Origin of the sequence: Streptomyces inhibens, assembly GCF_022221585.1 — a bacterium.
GTDB classification, from domain to species: domain Bacteria; phylum Actinomycetota; class Actinomycetes; order Streptomycetales; family Streptomycetaceae; genus Streptomyces; species Streptomyces inhibens.
In genome coordinates this window covers 5,341,072-5,355,661 of sequence record NZ_CP084681.1, presented here as the reverse complement: position 1 = coordinate 5,355,661, position 14,590 = coordinate 5,341,072, and the positions used below count along the sequence as shown (strand labels likewise).

Sequence of the window (14,590 nt, the reverse complement as noted above, 5' to 3'; positions counted from 1 at the left end):
GTTCCGCCTCCCGGCGTCTTGGGATCGGTCAGCTCCGGGAGATGATCATTTCAGGCTTGCTTGTGACGCCGTTCTTTCGGCTTGTGCCGCGGTACGGAGTGCGAGGTCCGCCAGCGCCTCGGGGGCGCCGGCCTGGCCGCGGATGCCGGGGAAGGCGTTGATGTCCACGATCAGCGGCGCACCGCCGCCGGCGTCCAGGATGTCCACGCCGTAGACCTCCAGCCCGAAGACCTCGCCCACCCGCAGCGCGGCGCCGCTCCAGCCCGCCGGCAGCTCGTCGACCGGCAGCGGCAGAGTGGGCCCCCGGCCGTCCGGCGCCAGTTCCGAGCGGCGCAGCCCGGTGAAGAGCTGCCCGGCGACCACCCACAGCTTGTGGTCCCAACCGCTGTTCGCGGTGAACTCCTGGACGACCACCGGCTCATCGGGCCAGGCGGCGGCCAGCTCGCGCAGCCGTGCGGCGCTGTCGGCCCGGGTCACCAGGTCATGGCGCCGGCTGTAGCGGCTCTTGATCACCAGCGGGGTGGCCGGTTCCCCGGCCGTGGCCAACTGCCCCAGCCCGTCCACGAGGGCGGTTTGTGCGAACGGCAGCCCGGCCGCGCGGGCCAGCGCCGCCATCTCCACCCGGTCCTGACACCGCGCGGTGGCCGCCGCGGAGTTGATCACCGGGGCGCCGTACCCCTCCAGCCTGGCGGCGAGGGCCAGCGCCCGGGGCGTACGGGCCTTGAGGAGGTAGACATCGGCCAGGTCGCCGCGGTCGAGGTCCTGGACGTCACCGCCCGGGTCCAGGTGCTCCACCCGGTGATGCGGGGTCAGCAGCCCGGTGACCGCGGCCAGCACCGGGTGAGCGGGGTCCGCGGTGATCAGACCGACCCTCATCGGTCACCGCCGATCGCGGCCAGCGGGACCGTTGCCGGGGAGGCCAGGTCCACGACCGGCTGCCGGGGTCCCTTACGGGCGAGGTGCAGCACGGCGGCGGACACCCGGGCGACCGCGTCCGGCACCTGGCGGAAGCTGGGGAAGTCGTTGATGTCCACGACCACCGGGCCGTCCGGCCCGAGCAGGACGTCCACCCCGTACAGATCGAGGCCGAAGACCGCGCCTATCTCGGCGGCGATCCGGGCGACTTCCGGTGTGAGCGGGACCTGGCGCTCACGCACGGCGCGCCCCGGGTGCAGCGGGGAGCACCGCTCGGTGGCGTACAGCTCACCGGCGACGCAGTACACCTTCAGATCCGTACCGGAGTTGGGGACATACGGCTGGGCGATCAGCAGCCCGCCGGCCGCCCCGCCCCCTTCCCCGGGTTCCGCGGAAAGCGCCTGGTCCAGCAGCTGTTCCGGCGACGCGACCAGCCGCACCGCGCGTCCCGAGCTGCCGTCCGCGGGCTTCACCACGAGCGGGTACTGCGCCTCGGGTATCTGCGCGAACTCCTCGGCCCGGGCCGCCGCATACGTCACGGGGACGGGCAGTCCGCTACTGCGGGCGATCACCGCGGCGAGCGCCTTGTCGCGGACGCCCCTGATCGCCCGTACGTCGTTCACCGTCGTCAGTCCGACGCACGCGGCGGCTTCCAAAAGGCTCAGGCCCGGTCCGCCGGAGACGGTCTTGAGGACCCAGGCGTCATGGCTGCCCGCCTGGATCGCCTCGGATATGGGGATCAGTGAGCGGCCGGGCCACAGCACGTCCACCTGGTGGCCCCAGGCGCCGAGTTGGCGGATCACGTCCAGCGGCATGCCGTCGTAGCGGTACTGCTCCTCCACCAGGAAGCAGAGTCTCATCGGGGCATCCTCGTCATCGCCGCACGTCCACCGTCCGTCCGGCAGATCCATGACGCACCAGGATCCCATGCGGGGATCCGCGGGGCCCTGCGGCCCGCGCGCCCGGCACCGGCTGATGTTTCGGCGACGTTACGCCACCCCTCGCGTCACTTCCGTACGCCATGACCAGGGGGTTGCCGGGCCCCGGCGAAGGTTGCGCCACCCACCCTCCCGACTCACAAATCCCGTATGCCGGAACACTTGTTCCGCTTCCCGGGTGCTCCTAGGGTCGGGCCACCCCGGGGACGGATCGGTGAGGTGTACGCAGGTACCGAAGTACGGAAGCAGGCGAGCGGGTTGGCGAACGAGCAGCACAGCGGCTTCGGCCGGCGTGGGTTTCTGGCCGGCGTGAGCGGAGTCATCGGCGCATCGGGAATCGACGCTCCGGGCACGGCGGATGCCGCCGCCCCGCACGACGCCCGGACGAAGAACGGAACGGACAACGGCCTGCGGCCGGCGCACTTCCACGGCACCCGGCAGCTGCTGGTGCCCGAGCTGCTGCTCCTGCCGGACGGGCCGGTGCGCGGGCAGGCCGTGCTGGTCGACGGCGGGAAGTTCCGCACCATCGGGCCGGCCGAACAGCTCATCGCCGCGCACCGGGATCTTCAACCGGTGCGCCTGGACGGCCACTTGCTGATGCCCGGGTTCGTCGACGCGCACCACCATCTGACCCAGAGCTTCGGCAAGGCCCAGTCCTTCGGGCAGCCCTCGGAGATCTTCAAGACGGTCTGGGAGCCGCTGGAGCATGCGCTGGACGAGGAGAGCGCCTATCTCTCGGCGAAACTGGCCGCGCTGGAGGCTCTGCGGGGCGGCTTCACCACCGTCGCCGATGCCGGAACCCGGGCCCCCGTCGATGTCGGGGCGGTGGCCAAGGGCACGGAGGAGGCCGGTGTCCGGTGCGTACTCTCCGAGATCGTCTCGACCGGAACGGGCGGCCCCGCGCATCTGGCACGGTGGGAGGGCCATCCGCTGATCCACCCCTCGCTGGCGATCGCCGTCCCTGAGGACGCGCCCGGCGAGGTCATCAAGAAGACCGCCGACATGTGCGCCGAGGCCGGCGCGGTACTGCAGATCCATGTGAACGAGCACCTCGCCTCCGTGGAGCGCTCGTTGAAGAGCGTCGGCCGGCGCCCGCTCGAACATCTGCACCACATCGGCGCGCTCGGACCGCACACCCTGGGCGCGCACGCCACCCTCCTCACCCCTTCGGAGATGCGGCTGCTCGCCGACTCCGGTGCGGCGATCAGCTACAACCCGGTGGCCAGCGCCTGGAAGGGCAACGGCGTGGCGCACGCGACCATGCTGGCGGCGATGGGCGTGCGATTCGGCATGGGCACCGACGGCACCCGCGGTGACGGCTTCCGGCTGGTCGACGCCGGGGAGACGGCGCAGCGGCTGGCATACGGCATGGCCTCGGGCGACTCGGTGTGCGGGGCCGGGCGGACGTGGCTGACGCATGCGACCGCGGGCAGCGCCGATGCACTCGGGCTGGGCAAGGTGACCGGCGAGATCGCGGCCGGCAAGGCCGCCGACTTCCTCGTCGTGAACCTCGCCGTCCCCGAGCTCACGCCCTCCTACGACCTGCGGTGGGAACTTGTTCGCCTGGCGAACCGCGACCAGATCGCCGCGGTCGTCGTCAACGGCACGCTGCGCCTGTGGCACGGCTGGCCGCCGGACTGGGACGGCCACGCGCTGGTGGCACGGGCGGCGAAGCTCGGCCCGGAGGTCGTACGCCGGGCCAAGTTGCAGCGGGTGGAGCCGGTATAGGCCACCGGGCGTGCACCGGGCCCGGGCGGCCGCCGACCCCGCCTCCTACGGCTGACGGTGGGCGGCGCCCGGGCCGCCCCTCGCCCGGTCGAGCGTGGCGTGCAGGGTCAGCCGGTCGCCGCGCAGATGAATGAACTCCAGGTCGGCGGGGCGGCCGTCGGCGAGCCGGGTGAGGCGCTCGACGGCCAGAACCGCGCCGCCCGCGGGCATCGCGAGCACCGCGCAGGTCGCCGGGTCCGCGACCACGGCCTGTACGGACACCTCGGCCGTGCCGAGCGGCGTACCCGCGGCGGTCTCGATCAGATCGAAGACATCGTGCCTCTCCAGGGTGTCCCGGCCCCGCGCCAGCAGCGGCTCGCCCACCTCGGGGATCAGATAGGTGCAGTCCAGCGACAGCGGGGTGCCGTCGACCCGGCGCAGCCGCTCCAGGTAGACGGCCGGACCGCCCTCGGCCAGCCCCAGCCGCCGGGCGACCGTGCGCGGCGGCCGTACGCTGCGCGCCTCGCGCACCTCGTTGACGACCACGCCGTGCCGCTGGAGCACCTCCGCCAGACCGGACAGCTCCCCCAGCGGATGCTGGTACGCGCGCCCGACCACCACCGTGCCCACACCCTGGCGCCGGGCCACCAGTCCCTCGTCACGCAGCAGCCCCAGCGCCTCGCGCACGGTGTTGCGGGAGGTGTCGAACTCGGCCACCAGCGCCCGTTCATCGGGCAGCACCCCGTCGGGAAAGGCCCCGCGCAGCACCTGTCCCCGCAGCACATGCGCCACCCGCCGCGCCCGGTCCGCCCGGGTCGGCGCCGCGCCGGACCCGCCACCGCTCTCCCTCGGATCGCGCACGGCCCGGCCCTCCTCGCTTACCCCCAGCGGGTCACCGACGCTAGGCGAGCGGCGTTGCCGCGAGGTTACGCCACCCCACGTGACCTGCAAAGATGCCTGAGCTGGGGGTTTGCCGGCCAGACCGGGGGATGCGCCACCGGCGGGCACGGTATCGCTACCGTGAGGCGACCTCGATGGCGAGGAACCGGGATGGATCGGGAGGTTCAGTGACCAACAAGGCCGCGCCCTTCGACGACCTCGACCGCAAGATCGTTGCGGCGCTGATCGACAACGGCCGGGCGAGCTTCGCGGAGATCGGCGCGGCCGTCGGGCTGTCGTCCACCGCGGTCAAGCGGCGGGTGGACCGGATGCGGGAGAACAACGTGATCACGGGGTTCACCGCGACCGTGCGGCCGGCCGCGCTGGGCTGGCTCACCGAGGCGTATGTCGAGGTGTACTGCGACAGCGCCGCCCCGCCCCGGCGGCTCGCGGAGGTCGTGCGCAACCATCCGGAGATCGCGGCGGCGATGACCGTCACCGGGGGCGCCGATGCGCTGCTGCACGTACGGGCGACCGATGTCGAGCACTTCGAGGAGGTGCTCGAACGCATCAGGGCCGAGCCGTTCATCCGCAAGACGATCAGTTACATGGTGCTGTCGCATCTGCTGCCGGAGAGCCCGGAGGCGGGCGCCCGCCAGTCTTCCGCCCCCGAATGACGCAGGAATCCTCCAGAAACAGCCGTCCATACGCAGCATTCCTGCGCCGATAAGCAGCATTTATTTCTTGTGGCCGGAATCCCGCGCTCCTTACCGTGGAAGCACCCCTGGTGACTATCCATAACGGTCTGTCATGACAGGAAGTGCAGGAAGCGGAGGGATATTTCTGTGCCGACGAGTCGTGAGTCGCGCCCCCGGCGCTATCTGGTCTGCGAGCCCAGACACTTCGAAGTGCGTTACGCGATCAACCCCTGGATGCGTGCGGAGGCGCCGGTCGACACCGCGCTGGCGGGGCGGCAGTGGGAGACGCTGATGCGCGCCTACCGCGTGCACGGACACACGGTGGAGCACGTGGCGCCGGTCGCCGGTCTGCCGGACATGGTGTTCGCGGCGAACTCGGCGCTCGTCGTGGGCGGCCGGGTCTTCGGCTCGTCCTTCCACGCGCCGCAGCGGCGACCGGAGTCCACGGAGTACGAAACCTGGTTCAAGACGGCCGGGTACGACGTCTACCGGCCGGAGTCGCTCTGCGAGGGCGAGGGCGATCTCGTACCGGCCGGCCGCTACATCCTGGCGGGCACCGGCTTTCGTACCACCCGCGCCGCCCATGACGAGGTGCAGGAGTTCTTCGGCGTACCGACGATCGGGCTCCAGCTGGTGGACCCGTACTTCTACCACCTGGACACCGCGCTCTTCGTCCTGGAGGAGGACGCGGAGACCGGCGCGGCGAACATCGCCTACTACCCCGAGGCGTTCTCGTCCGGCAGCCGCGAGGTGCTGCGGCGGCTGTTCCCGCAGGCGGTGATCGCCACCCGGGACGACGCCATGGCCTTCGGCCTCAACTCCGTCTCCGACGGCCGCCAGGTCTTCATCGCCCCGCAGGCGACCGGCCTCATCGACCAGCTCACCGCACGTGGCTATGTCCCCGTCCCCGTCGACCTGTCGGAGTTCCGCAAGGCCGGCGGCGGCATCAAGTGCTGCACCCAGGAGATCCGCTCATGACCGCTCCCACCCGTACCGCCGCCGTCCACGCGCCCCGTTCGTCCGCGGAGCTGATCCAGGCCGAGGGTCCGGTCCTCGCGCACAACTACCACCCGCTGCCCGTGGTCGTCGCGCGCGCCGAGGGTGTCTGGGTCGAGGACGTCGAGGGGCGGCGCTATCTCGACATGCTGGCCGGCTACTCGGCGCTCAACTTCGGCCATCGGCACCCGGCCCTGATCGAGGCCGCGCACCGCCAGCTCGATCAGCTCACCCTCACCTCCCGCGCCTTCCACAACGACCGCCTGGCCGGTTTCGCCGAGGGCCTCGCCGAGCTGACCGGCCTGGACATGGTGCTGCCGATGAACACCGGCGCCGAGGCGGTGGAGAGCGGCATCAAGGTCGCCCGTAAGTGGGCGTACGACGTCAAGGGCGTCCCGGCGGACCGGGCGACGATCGTCGTGGCCGCCGACAACTTCCACGGCCGTACGACCACGATCATCGGCTTCTCCAACGACGAGACCGCCCGCGCCGGCTTCGGCCCCTTCGCCCCCGGCTTCCGCGTCGTCCCGTACAACGACCTCGCCGCCCTCGAAGCCGCCGTGGACGAGACCACGGCCGCCGTACTCATCGAGCCCATCCAGGGCGAGGCCGGCGTCGTCATCCCCGACGCGGGCTATCTCACCGGCGTACGCGAACTGACGCGGCGGGCCGGCTGTCTGTTCATCGCCGACGAGATCCAGTCAGGCCTGGGCCGCACCGGAACCACCCTGGCCGTCGACCACGAATCCGTCGTCCCCGACGTACTCCTCCTCGGCAAGGCGCTCGGCGGGGGCATCGTCCCGGTCTCCGCGGTCGTCGCCCGCCGCGAGGTGCTCGGCGTGCTGGGCCCCGGCCAGCACGGCTCGACCTTCGGCGGCAACCCGCTGGCGGCGGCGGTCGGTTCGGCCGTCATCGAGCTGCTCGCCACCGGAGAGTTCCAGCGCCGTGCCGCCGAACTCGGCGACCAGCTGCGCACCGGCTTGGCCGCACTGACCGGCAAGGGAGTGACCGGCTTCCGCGCCCGCGGCCTGTGGGCCGGCGTCGACATCGACCCCGCCCTCGGCACCGGCCGGGAGATCAGCGAACGCCTCCTGAAGGAAGGAATCCTGGTCAAGGACACCCACGGCTCGACAATCCGGCTCGCCCCGCCGCTGACCATCACGGGGGAGGAACTGGCGTCGGCGCTGGGGAGCTTGGAGCGGGCGCTGGGCTAGGTCCTGGCATCTTCGGCCTGTCCCTCGGCGCCGACGGTGGCGGCACCGAGGGATGGCCGATTCCGGCCGTTGCGCGACAAGCCGCAGGGTTGCCGGGTGCGAAGTGACGGGGGTGTACTGGAGTAACCGGCGGTGTCCCGGGGCAGACGTACTGCGGCCGGTCTGGAGGCCGTTCGGGAAGAGCCGCCATCGCGGAGCGCCATTGCGCACCTGACTGCTGTTCGTTGAGACAACAACGGGGGACAACAGTGTCTGACATCAATTCTCTGGTCGGCGAGATCGTGCCGGCGGTCGGTGCGGCAGTGGGCGCCTACGGCGTCAATGTGCTGAGCCGGGCCGAGGACCAGGCGGCCGATGCGACGGTACGGCTGGGCCAGCGGCTGCTCGACCGGATCCTGCGCCGCACTCCGGACCGCGCACCGATCGAGGCGGCGGTGACCACCCTGGCGACAACAGACGGTGATCCGGACGCGCTGGCCGCACTGCGCCTTCAGATCAGAGGAGCTCTGGCGGCCGACCCGTCGCTGGTCACGGAGTTGGCGGCACTGCTTCCCGAGCGGTCGGCGGCGCAGGCCGACGGCGCACGGGCGGTGGCTGTGACCGGGAACGTCCCCGGCATCGTGTCGACCGGGGACGCCGCGATCAACATCCAGCGCCGGTGAGCGGCGAGGCCGGGCCGCTCGACGGGCCTGCGGCACACATGTCCCAGGATCCGGCCCGCTCCGGCGCCGAGCGATCGATCGTGGTCCACGGCGACGTCCAGGGCAATGTGAGCACGGGTGACTACACCCTCAACGTCATCTACGCCGACGGAAAGTTCGTCGAGACCGAGAGCGTGCTGGAACTGCCGCTGCGCGAGCCCCCTCCGCTGCGGGCTCCTGCCCAGGCCGACCTGTTCGGCCGCGACGAGATCGTGGAGCAGACCTTCAGGCAGCTGACCGAGGGCACCAGTGTCCAGCTGTACGGGCCCGCGGACATCGGGAAGAAGGCGATCGCCGAGGCGGTGCACCGCAAGCTGGCGGCGCGAGGGCAGCGTGGCCACGTCCTGTCACCCCGGGCCGGGGAGACCGGCACGCTGGAGATCCTCTACCAGCGGCTGGCCGAGGCGTTCTTCGGCAAGTCCTTCCTGCGCGGGGTCGACGAGACCATGCTGCACGAGGCCGTCGCCGACGTCTGCGACGTACACGTCACCGTCTTCGACTGCGAACTGAGCCGGGAGGACGTGGCCCGGGTGCTGCAGACCTTCTCCGGCTGCACGTTCCTCTTCACGTCCCCGTACCCGACGCTGCCGGACACCGCGGCGGCGCACCAGGTCCAGCCCCTGCCCCGGGCCGCCGCGATCGAGCTGCTCAGCTCCGAACTCGGGCTGACGCTGGGCCCGGTCGGTCTGCAGAACCTTCAGTTCGACCACGCCTACCGGATGGCCGACGACAAGCCTCAACGCCTGCGCCAGTACGCGGAGTTCATCAAGGGCTCCGACCAATGGCGTGCCAGGGCGGCCAGGGAGCCCCACGACCAGCCGCCGCCGGTCGACCCGGACCGGCTGAGCCCGCGGCATCAGGCCGAGACCCTGGCCGTCGCCCTGAGCGAACCGGCCCGCAGCGTGCTGGTCGCGCTGGCGACGTTCGGCGTGCCGCTGGCCGCTGCCTGGTTCGCACCGGTCACCGGAGATCCACGGGCCGCGGACGCCGGGCCGGAACTCTACGACCGGCGCCTGGTCACCTACAGCGCCGGCACCTACCAGCTCACCGAGGACGCCGCCGCCGCGGTCCGCAACCAGAACTGGGCCCCCACCGCGGCGGCCACCGCCGCTGAAGGCCTGACGGCAGCGCTCGCCGCGAAGGCCGGGCCGCCGGGACCGGACCCGTATCTGCTGCTGATCGTCGCGCGCGCCCTGAGTGAGGCGCAGCAGTGGGTACTGGTCTCACGCCTGGTCAAGACCGCCGCGCCGGCCGCGCTGGCAGCCGGCCGCGGGCAGATCGCGCTGCGGCTCTACGTCCTGGGCAAGGTCGCCGCGACGCACGGCGGAATGACCAAGGACCTCAAGTACTACGTCAGCGCCGAGGAGCAGATCAGCAACCTGCTGAAGGGCGACAAGCTCGCTGTGGCCGCGGCCCTGGCGCTCGTCGCCGCGCCTGTCGTCCCGACGGCGAAGATCGGCAGCCTGTTCAGTTACCTCGCGAAACTCGCCACCGCCAACACTGCCGCCACGGCGGGAACCGCCGCCGTGGTGGTCGCGGCCGCCACGACCGTCGTGGTGGTGGCGAGCGGGAGCGGTGTGCCCGCCGGTTGCGATGAGGCCAAACAGATCATCGTCACCAAGGAACAGCCGACAGAGATGCGCGCGACGAAAGACTTTGTCGCGCGGTCCAGGCAAGTGGCATCCGGACTGAATGCCGCGGCCGCAAAGGCGACCGATGCCAAGGTGAAGTCCGCGCTCCAGACTCGGGCGAACGAACGGAACAGCGTGGCCGACGCCAAAGAGCGCGAGGGCGACGATCCCCGAATGCACCCCGACGTCGTAGCCGCCCTCATCGCAAGCAAAGCGCTACAAGAAGAGATCAAGGACATGCAGAAGATCTCCCCTGTCTGTTCCAACGTTGTTGAGTGACACCGGGCGCCTGTGTCCGTGACGCCTGCCGCGCCCTTGGACGCGATGACCATGGCCCCCTGACCGGTCACTTCCGGGACGCGCCCGCCGTCCCCGGCTCCGTCCCCAGCTCCGTTCCCGCCCGTGCCGCCGCCATGAGCCTCTCGGCGGCGGTACGGGCATGCCGGGCGGCGGTGGGATCGCCCGAGATCGCGGCGGAGCTGATCGCACCGTCGACGAGCAGCGCCAACTGCCCGGCGAGTTCCCCGGGTTCGGCGATCGGTACGGCCCGGACGAGGCCGGTCAGATACGAGAGCAGCGCGCGCTTGTGCTCCCGGGCGACGCGCCCGACACCGTCCGAGGTGGCCCCCAGCTCCCCGAAGGAGTTGATGAAGGCGCAGCCGCGGAAATCGGGCTCCGAGAACCAGCTGTGCAACCAGTCGAAGACTGCGAGCGGACGGGTTTCGGGCCCGTCGGCACGCTCGGCCACGTAGTCCGCGAGCGCGGCGCGCCAGCGGGTGTCGCGACGGCGCAGATACGCCTCGACAAGATCGTGCTTGGCGGGAAAGCACTGGTAGAGGCGCTTGAGCGACACTCCGGCGGTGGTGCGGAGTTCGTCCATGCCGACGGACTGGATCCCGCGGTCGTAGAACAGCTTCTCCGCGGCGTCGAGTATCCGCGTACGGGCTTCGTCGAGGTCCATGGCACTTCCGGGGCTTTCCAGGAGAACGGTCGTTCTCTACACTAGCCGACGAGCGGAGAACGACCGTTCTCCTCTGTGCCGAGAGAGGGAGCCCGTCATGGCACCACGCCCACCCTTCCCGCCCTTCGACGAGCAGAGCGCGCTCCGCAAGGTGCAGGCCGCCGAGGACGCCTGGAACACCCGCGACCCCGAGCGGGTCGCCCTCGCCTACACCGAGGACTCGGTCTGGCGGAACCGGGACACCTTCGTCACCGGCCGCGACGAGATCGTCGTCTTCCTCCGCCGGAAGTGGGCCCGCGAGCTCGACTACTCACTGCGCAAGGAGCTCTGGTCGTACAGCGGCAACCGGATCGCGGTGCGCTTCCAGTACGAGTCCCATGACGCGGACGGCCGGTGGTGGCGCAGCTACGGCAACGAGCTGTGGGAGTTCGACGAGGAGGGGCTGATGCGCCGCCGCGAGGCCGGTATCCACGATGTCGCGATCACGGAGGCGGAACGGCGGATCTTCGGGCCACGGCCGGAGGAGGAGCGGGGCCGCCCGCTTCCGTTTCACTGATCGGCCGGCGCCGGGGGACGGCCCGTATCGGACGACCCGGCCGACGGTCGGCAGTGGTGAACGCGCTGGGCAGGCGGCAGGCATGTGCGGAGGTTTCGCTTCCCCGTCATGCGGGAAAGAAAGTTGACGACCGAACCAATGGGCTGCCCATCCCTCCTCGGGGATGCGCAGCCTTGTCGCGTTATGTGTGACGTGTGGTCTCTGGTTGTGGTGCCCCGCAGCGGGTCTCCGGGCCTGTGCTGGTGCCCGGGTGACGGCTTCTCAGGAGGGGCGGCCCCCGCAGAAGGGGTCCACATGAGTACCAGTCTTCAGTCACCGTTGCAGGAACTGCTGCGGACAACCGCTCTCCCCGGCCAGGTGCGGCCGACCGCCGAGGCACCGGAGGTGAGCCGGGCAGCAGCGCCGGCGAACATCTTCCTGGCCGTCACCTCGATCCCCGTCAACAACAACCCGGTCGGGCTGGCGTTCGCCCCCAACGGCAACCTCTACGTCGCCAACTCCGGATCAGCCAATGTGTCGGTGATCAGCACCGCCACGGACACCGTCGTCGGCGGCCCGATCGGCGTCGGCGGTACGCCGGTCTGGCTGACGGTCGCCCCCAACGGCAACGCCTACGTCCCCAACAGCGGGTCGAACACCGTGTCGGTGATCAACACCGCCACCAACACCGTCGTCGGCGCCCCGATCCCCGTCGGCGGCCAGCCGGCCGTGGCGGCGGTGGCCCCCAACGGCAACGTCTACGTCACCAACTTCGCCGCGAACACCGTGTCGGTGATCGACACCACCACCAACACCGTCATCGGCGCCCCGATCGCCGTCGGCGCCCAGCCGGTCGGGGTCGCGGTCGCCCCCAACGGGAACGCCTACGTGACCAACCGGGGATCGAACACCGTGACGGTGATCAACACCGCCACCAACGCCGTCATCGGCGCCCCGATCCCCGTCGGCGCTCAGCCGAACTTCGTGGCGATCGCGCCCAACGGCAACGCCTACGTCGCCAACATCGGGTCGAACAGCGTGACGGTGATCGACACCACCCTCAACACCGTCATCGGCGCCCCGATCCCCGTCGGCAACCAGCCGTGGGGAATCGCGGTCGGCGCCGACGGGATGGCCTACACGGCCAACCGGGCGGCGGACAGCGTGTCGGTGATCGACACTGCCACCAACACCGTCGTCGGCGTCCCGATCCCCGTCGGCACCGGACCGATCGCCGTGGCGGTCGCCCCCAACAACAAGGTCTACGTCACCAACATCAACTCGAACAACGTCAGCGTCATCCAATTCCCGCCCACACTGGCCACCATCAACCCCACCCAAGGGCTCATCACGGGCGGCACGGTCGTGACCATCACCGGCACCAACCTGATCGGGGCGAGCGTCAACATCGGCGGCAACCCCGCCACCGGGGTGAGCGTCAACGCCGCCGGCACGCAGCTCACCGCCATCACCCCGCCCGGGGCGGCCGGCCCCGCGACCGTCACCGTCACCACTCCTGGTGGCAGTGCCAGTCTGGTGAACGGCTTCACCTACATCCTGCCCGTCCACGCCAGCTCACTGACCGCGACCCCGGCGCTGACGAAGCTGTTCCCGCCGCACGTGTACTTCCCGTTCCTGACCGCCACGCTGACCGACCAGGTCACCGGCCTGCCCGTGCCCGGCCAGACCATCGTGTTCAAAATCGGCAGCAACCTCCTGGGCATCGCCACCACCGACGCCCAAGGCATCGCTCGGTTCAACGAGACGCTCATCCTGACGCTCATCCTCGCCAACGGCGGCTATGACGTCGAGTTCGCCGGCGGCTCCACCCCGTCAGCGATCCTGTCCCCGTCCAGCGCCCACGCAGGAGTCATCGAACCCTGATCCCCGCCCGGTCCCCGGTCCCCGGCCCGCCGCCGGTCCGCGCCTCGCCGACGACGGCCACGCCCTCCGCGATCTCGCCCGGTGTGCGGGCTGCGTAGCCGAGGACCAGGCCCGGCGGGGCCGGGCGTTGGCAGTGCCAGGACAGGGGGTGGACCTTGACACCGCGGGCGAGGGCGGCCGCGGCCAGGTCCGTGTCGGAGATGTCGAGGGCGCCCGGGTCGAAGGTGAGCGTCAGATGCAGACCCGCCGCGGCGCCCTGCACGGTCGCACCCGGCAGCCGGGCGTGGATCGCCTCGATCATGGCGTCCCGACGACGGCGATGGCGCCGGCGCAACAGCCGTAGCCCGCGCTCCAGTTCACCGGACTCCATCAGCCGGGCCAGCACCAGCTGCGGCAGTACGGCGTTGCCGAGGTCGGCGAACCGCTTGGCGTCGACCAGCGCCTCCCGGTACTTGGGCGGCGCAAGCAGCCAGCCAACCCTCAACGCGGGCGCGAGCAACTTGGAGACGCTGCCCGTGTAACAGACCTGCTCGGGGAGGAGGGAACGAAGGGCCGGGACGGGCGCGCGGTCGTAACGGTGCTCGGCGTCGTAGTCGTCCTCGATGATCAGGCCGCCGTCGGCCGCCCAGCGCATCAGCTCACGGCGCCGGCCGCCGCCGAGCACCACCCCGGTCGGGAACTGATGCGCCGGGGTGAGCAGTACGGCCCGGGCGCCGCTCGCCCGCAGCGCATCGACGCGCACCCCTTCCTCGTCGACCGGGACCGGCGGCGTCGCCATCCGCCAGTTCCGCAGATGCTGCTGCGCACCGAGCGATCCGGGGTCCTCCACGGCGATCGCGGTGTGGCCGTCGGCGTGCAGCACCTGGGCGATCAGGCCGAGCGCCTGCGCGGTACCGGCGACGATCAGCACCTCGTCCGGGTCCACCAGGATCCCGCGGTTACGGGCCAGCCAGTTGGCAACGGCCGCCCGTAGCGCGGGGGCGCCGCGCGGGTCCCCGTATCCGAAGTGGGCGGCCGGGAGGTCCGCGAGCACCGCGCGCTCGGCACGCAGCCAGGCCGCCCGCGGGAATGCGGCCAGGTCGGGCACGCCGGGCGAGAGATCGATCCGGGCGGGCGCGTCCCGCAGCGCGTCGAAGACGTCCGGGCCGGGCGGCGCGCCGAAGGGAGCGGCGGTCCGGTGTGCGTACGGTGTCGGGCCCGGGGTCTTCGCCGCCGCCGTCGTCACGGGCGCGGCGACCACGACCGTGCCGCCCCTCCCCCGCCCGGCCAGCTGCCCGTCCTCGCTCAGCCGCTGATACGCCTCGGTGACCACACCACGCGAAACCCGCAGGTCAGCGGCGAGCACCCGGGTCGCGGGCAGCCTGCTCCCCACCGGCAGCCGACCGTCCGCGATCGCCCGCCGCAGCTCGCGGGCCAGCCAGTCGGACCGCCCACCGGCAGGCGCGTCCCCGATGTCCAGCTGCAAGAAGTCGGAAGACCCGACGGACGCGGAAGAGCTTATGGACCCGTTGGGCGGCACCTCTTTGGACCT

Annotated in this window: 13 protein-coding genes; 8 read left to right on the top strand and 5 right to left on the bottom strand. The window is 71.3% G+C overall.

The window, feature by feature from the left end:
* Positions 1 to 45: 45 nt before the first annotated feature.
* On the bottom strand, positions 46 to 876 hold the full coding sequence (locus KI385_RS24490) for an ATP-grasp domain-containing protein (RefSeq protein ID WP_238574275.1): 831 nt from the start codon (positions 874 to 876) through the stop codon (positions 46 to 48).
* Positions 873 to 1,775, bottom strand: a complete 903-nt coding sequence (locus tag KI385_RS24485; RefSeq protein WP_238574274.1) for an ATP-grasp domain-containing protein — start codon at positions 1,773 to 1,775, stop codon at positions 873 to 875. Before KI385_RS24485 ends, KI385_RS24490 begins: the two co-directional genes overlap by 4 nt.
* Before the next feature lie 486 nt (positions 1,776 to 2,261).
* On the opposite strand from KI385_RS24485, the gene KI385_RS24480 reads away from it, so the two are divergent.
* Positions 2,262 to 3,581, top strand: coding sequence for an amidohydrolase family protein (locus tag KI385_RS24480; RefSeq protein ID WP_238577829.1), 1,320 nt, complete (start codon positions 2,262 to 2,264; stop codon positions 3,579 to 3,581).
* Between the two features lie 45 nt (positions 3,582 to 3,626).
* Here the strand turns inward: KI385_RS24480 and KI385_RS24475 are convergent, their stop codons facing one another.
* The gene (locus tag KI385_RS24475) at positions 3,627 to 4,421 is read right to left on the bottom strand and encodes a GntR family transcriptional regulator (protein WP_238574273.1); all 795 of its coding nucleotides are present in this window, start codon (positions 4,419 to 4,421) and stop codon (positions 3,627 to 3,629) included.
* Between the two features lie 206 nt (positions 4,422 to 4,627).
* Between KI385_RS24475 and KI385_RS24470 the strand changes: the two genes are divergently transcribed.
* From KI385_RS24470 to KI385_RS24450, 5 genes are all read left to right on the top strand, one after another.
* Positions 4,628 to 5,116, top strand: a complete 489-nt coding sequence (locus KI385_RS24470) for an Lrp/AsnC family transcriptional regulator (RefSeq protein ID WP_128505005.1) — start codon at positions 4,628 to 4,630, stop codon at positions 5,114 to 5,116.
* A gap of 168 nt (positions 5,117 to 5,284) precedes the next feature.
* A complete protein-coding gene (gene ddaH, locus KI385_RS24465) occupies positions 5,285 to 6,115 on the top strand; it encodes a dimethylargininase (RefSeq protein WP_238574272.1) in 831 nt (276 codons plus the stop codon).
* A complete protein-coding gene (gene rocD, locus KI385_RS24460) occupies positions 6,112 to 7,347 on the top strand; it encodes an ornithine--oxo-acid transaminase (RefSeq protein WP_238574271.1) in 1,236 nt (411 codons plus the stop codon). The genes ddaH and rocD overlap by 4 nt, the downstream gene beginning before the upstream one ends.
* 248 nt (positions 7,348 to 7,595) lie before the next feature.
* A complete protein-coding gene (locus KI385_RS24455) occupies positions 7,596 to 8,009 on the top strand; it encodes a hypothetical protein (protein WP_238574270.1) in 414 nt (137 codons plus the stop codon).
* Positions 8,006 to 9,958 carry a hypothetical protein gene (locus KI385_RS24450; RefSeq protein WP_238574269.1) on the top strand — a complete coding sequence of 651 codons (1,953 nt, stop codon included), beginning with the start codon at positions 8,006 to 8,008 and terminating at the stop codon, positions 9,956 to 9,958. Before KI385_RS24455 ends, KI385_RS24450 begins: the two co-directional genes overlap by 4 nt.
* Before the next feature lie 67 nt (positions 9,959 to 10,025).
* On the opposite strand, the gene KI385_RS24445 is transcribed toward KI385_RS24450, so the two are convergent.
* On the bottom strand, positions 10,026 to 10,640 hold the full coding sequence (locus KI385_RS24445) for a TetR/AcrR family transcriptional regulator (protein ID WP_238574268.1): 615 nt from the start codon (positions 10,638 to 10,640) through the stop codon (positions 10,026 to 10,028).
* Positions 10,641 to 10,737: 97 nt separating this feature from the next.
* On the opposite strand from KI385_RS24445, the gene KI385_RS24440 reads away from it, so the two are divergent.
* On the top strand, positions 10,738 to 11,196 hold the full coding sequence (locus tag KI385_RS24440; protein WP_238574267.1) for a nuclear transport factor 2 family protein: 459 nt from the start codon (positions 10,738 to 10,740) through the stop codon (positions 11,194 to 11,196).
* A gap of 294 nt (positions 11,197 to 11,490) precedes the next feature.
* Positions 11,491 to 13,059, top strand: coding sequence for an IPT/TIG domain-containing protein (locus KI385_RS24435; protein WP_238574266.1), 1,569 nt, complete (start codon positions 11,491 to 11,493; stop codon positions 13,057 to 13,059).
* Here KI385_RS24435 and pdxR read toward each other — a convergent pair.
* Complete coding sequence (gene pdxR / locus KI385_RS24430) at positions 13,046 to 14,560, bottom strand: MocR-like pyridoxine biosynthesis transcription factor PdxR (RefSeq protein WP_425357090.1); 1,515 nt, start codon at positions 14,558 to 14,560, stop codon at positions 13,046 to 13,048. The genes KI385_RS24435 and pdxR overlap by 14 nt on opposite strands.
* Positions 14,561 to 14,590 lie beyond the last annotated feature (30 nt).